The following is a 3,859-nucleotide window of genomic DNA, read 5'->3' as shown; positions in this document are numbered from 1 at the left end:
GGGGGGGCGCGCGGGGGGCGGGGCGCGAGGGCGCCGGGGGGCGGCCTCGGGGGGGCCCGTGGTGGGAGCCGTACCCCGCCCGCCGATCGCGCGGCGCGCGGGCCGTCGCCCGCGAGGGGGACGAGCGATGAGCCCGCAGCGGGTGCTCTGGCTCACCAAGGGGCTGGGCCGCGGTGGCGCCGAACAGTTGCTGGTGACCTGCGCGCGGCACGCCGACCGCACCCGGTACCGGATCGAGGTGGCGTACGTGCTGCCCTGGAAGGACGCGCTGGCGCCCGCGCTGCGCGAGCAGGGGGTGCCGGTGCACTGCCTGGGCGGCCCGCCGGAGCGCACCGGGCGGGCCGATCCGCGCTGGCCGCTGCGCCTGCGCGCGCTGCTGCGCGAGGGGCGGTTCGCCCTGGTGCACAGCCACATGCCGGTGCCGGCGGTGGCCGCCCGGCTGCTGGCCGGCGCCGCGGGGCCCGGCCGCCGGCCCGCGCTGGTGCACACCGAGCACAACCTCTGGGAGCGCTACCGCCGTCCCACCCGCTGGGCGAACGCGCTCACCTACCGGCGCAACGACGCGGTGATCGCCGTCTCGCACGCGGTGGCCGGCGCCGTCCCGCCCGGACGGCGCCGCCCCGAGCCCTGGCTGAGCGTGGTGCACCACGGGCCGGACCTGGCGCTCGCCGGCTCCGGCGAGCCGGCCGCCCGGGCCGCCGCCCGCGCCGCCGCCCGGGCCGAACTCGGCCTGCCCGACAAGGCGCTGGTGGTCGGCTCGGTGGCCAACCTGACCGCCAAGAAGGACCAGGCGACCCTGCTGGCCGCGCACGCGCTGCTGCGCCGCAGCCGCACCGGCGCCCGCCTGGTGGTGGTCGGCGGCGGCCCCCTCGAAGGGCGACTGCGCGAGCGGGCCGCCGCGCTGGGTCTCACCGACGCGGTGCTGCTGACCGGCTCGCGGGCCGACGTGCCGGACCTGCTGCCCGCCTTCGACCTGTTCGCGCTCAGCTCGCGCCAGGAGGGGCTGCCGGTCGCGCTGATGGAGGCGATGGCCGCCGGGCTGCCGGCGGTGGTCACCCGGGTGGGCGGCATGCCCGAGGTGCTGGACCACGGTGTGCAGGGCCTGCTGGTGCCGCCGGGCGACCCGGTCCGGCTGGCGGCCGCGCTGGAGCGGCTGACCGGCTCGCCCGAGCTGCGCGAGCGGTTCGGGCGCGCCGCCCGCGAACGCGCCCGGGACTTCGACGCCGCCGGCGCCCAGCGCACCGTCGAGTCGGTGTACGAGCGCCTACTGACCGATCGGAGCACCCCGTGAGACCTGCGGACCTGACCTGCCGACCGCTCACCGAGGCGGACACCCCGGCCGTGCTGGAGCTGCTCACCACCGCGCTGGCCGGCGGGCCCACCGGGCAGCGCAGCGCCGAGTTCTTCGACTGGAAGCACCGGGCGAACCCCTTCGGCGCCAGCCCCGGCCTGCTGGCGCAGGCCCCGGACGGGCGGATCGCCGCCGTGCGGCTCTTCCTGCGCTGGCAGTGGCGCGGCGGCCGCGACGGGCGCCTGGTGAACGCCCTGCGCCCGGTGGACACCGCCACCCACCCGGACTTCCGGGGCCGCGGCCTGTTCCGCGAGCTCACCCTGAACCTGATCGAGGAGGTCGGCGGGGAGGCCGAGTTGCTCCTCAACACGCCCAACGAGCAGAGCCTGCCGGGCTACCAGTCGATGGGCTGGTTCAAGATGGGCCGGGTCCCGGTGACGTTCCGCCCGCTGCGTCCGGCGACCTTCGCGCGTGGCCTGCGGGCGGCGCTGCGCCGCAGCACCTCCCCGGCCGTCGTGCGGCCCTGCCCGCTGCCGAGCGCCCGCTCCTGGTTGGAGCAGGACAGCGACGGGCTGGCCGAGTTGCTGCGCGAGCGGGTCGCCGCCGACCGGGCCGATCCCCGGCTGGCCACCGAGCGCACGGAGGCGTACGTGCGCTGGCGCTACGGCCAGGCGCCCGGACTGGACTACCGGGTGCTGCACCTGCGGCGCGGCGGCGAGCTGGCCGGGGTGGCCTTCGGCCGGCCCCGACTGCGCGGCCCGCTCACCGAGTTCACCCTCAGCGAGATCATCGTGCGCCCCGGCGACGGGCACACCGCGGCCCACCTGCTGCGGGCGGCCGCGGGCAGCGGCGCCGACCACGTGGCCACCGTGCTGGGCCGCGACACCGAGGCCGGCATGGTCGCCTCCAACCACGGCTACATCTCGCCCCCGGTGCGCTCCGGAATCGTCGTGGCCGCCCGCCGAACCGACGGCGCCGAGCTCCGACACCGGCTGAACCACTGGCGCTTCACCCTGGGTGACCTGGAGGTGTTCTGATGAGCGCGGCCGGCGACCGGCCCGCGTTACGGTGGCGGTTCCCGGTCCCGCGGCCGCTGCCATGGGCCTCCGCGCTGGCCGCGGTCCTGGTGCTGGGCTACGTCACGCTCTTCACCTTCGCCATGGTGCACACCGGTTACGACACCTGGGGCGCGCTGCTGATCCTGCCCGTGCTGCTGGCGGTGAGCACGCCGGTGCTGGCCAGGGTGGCGGCCCGCAACCCGGATCCCGTGGTCTTCCGGCTGCTGATGCTCGCGCTGAGCGCCAAGCTGCTCTGCGCCTACCCGCGCTACCTGATGGCCTTCGTGCTCTACGGCGGCGCCGCGGACGCCAGGATGTACGACCAGCGCGGCCGGGAGCTGGCCGCCGCGATCCTGCAGACCACGCCGTTCTCCCCCGGCTGGCACTACGACCTCGGGATGAAGGTGGTCGGCACCGGCTTCACCGTCATCCTCACCGGCGTGGTCTACGCGCTGACCGGGCCCTCGCTGATCGGCGGCTTCCTGGTCTTCTCCTGGCTGGGCTTCTGGGGCCTGCTGCTCTTCTGGCGGGCCGTCCAGATCGCCTTCCCCGAGGCCGACTCGCGCCGCTACGCCCGGCTGGTCTTCTTCCTGCCCTCGCTGCTCTTCTGGCCCTCCAGCATCGGCAAGGACGCCTGGATGATCCTGTGCCTGGGCCTGACCGCCTACGGCACGGCCCGGCTGCTGGAACACCGACTCGGCGGCCTGAGCTGTGTGGCGCTGGGCTCGCTGGGCACCGCGATGGTGCGCCCGCACGTCACCGCGCTGGCCGGCGCCGCGCTGGTGGTCGCCTACCTGCTGCGCCGGCGTCCGCGCCGGGCCGGCACGCTGGGCCCGTTGCGGACCGCGCTGACCGTCCTGGTGCTGGCCGCCGGGGTGGTGCTGATGGTCCAGCAGGTCTCGGCCTTCTTCCACACCACCGGCTCGGGGACCGGCGCCGTCGACCAGGTGCTGGCGGAGACCTCGCGGCGCACCACGCAGGGCAACTCGGTGATCGACCCCACCGCCGGGGCGGGCGCCGCGGCCCCCGCGGACGACGCCTCGCCGCCGTTCAGCCTCAACCCGGCGCGGGTGCCGCTGGCGGTGGTGAACGTGCTCTTCCGCCCGTTCCCCTTCGAGGCCTCCAACCTGCAGAACCTGGTGCAGTCGCTGGAGTGCTTCGGCCTGCTGGTGCTGTACATCCGCGACTGGCCCCGGCTGCGCCGGCTGCCGCGGCTCTTCCTGCGCCACGGCTACGTGGCCTTCGCGGTGGTCTACACGCTGCTCTTCTGCTGGGCCTTCTCGACCATCAACAACCTGGGCATCCTCTCGCGCGAACGGGTCCAGGTGCTGCCGCTGGTGCTGGTGGTGCTGGCCGTCGGGGACCCGCGCGGGGCGGGGGCGCCGGGCGGCGGGAGCCGGCGGCGGGCCCGGCTGCCCCTCTGGCTGGTCGCGCCGGGGCGGTGGGGCGAGCGGGACCCGGCACCCGGCGGGCGGCGCCCACCGCCGGGCCGGCCCCCGGGCGGCCGGCC

3 protein-coding genes are annotated in these 3,859 nt (G+C 76.5%); all 3 read left to right on the top strand.

The window, feature by feature from the left end:
- Nucleotides 1-127: 127 nt before the first annotated feature.
- Nucleotides 128-1,291 carry a glycosyltransferase gene (locus ABD323_RS39985; protein ID WP_344447028.1) on the top strand — a complete coding sequence of 388 codons (1,164 nt, stop codon included), beginning with the start codon at nt 128-130 and terminating at the stop codon, nt 1,289-1,291.
- Nucleotides 1,288-2,328: a GNAT family N-acetyltransferase gene (locus ABD323_RS39980; protein ID WP_344447027.1), complete on the top strand. Its 1,041-nt coding sequence runs from the start codon at nt 1,288-1,290 to the stop codon at nt 2,326-2,328. The genes ABD323_RS39985 and ABD323_RS39980 overlap by 4 nt, the downstream gene beginning before the upstream one ends.
- Nucleotides 2,328-3,859: hypothetical protein (locus ABD323_RS39975; protein ID WP_344447026.1), on the top strand; the 1,532-nt coding region annotated here is incomplete at its 3' end. The genes ABD323_RS39980 and ABD323_RS39975, both read left to right, overlap by 1 nt.

The organism is Kitasatospora nipponensis (genome assembly GCF_039528135.1).
In the GTDB taxonomy this organism is placed as follows: Bacteria; Actinomycetota; Actinomycetes; order Streptomycetales; family Streptomycetaceae; genus Kitasatospora; species Kitasatospora nipponensis.
This window is presented reverse-complemented; position numbering and strand designations above follow the sequence as displayed.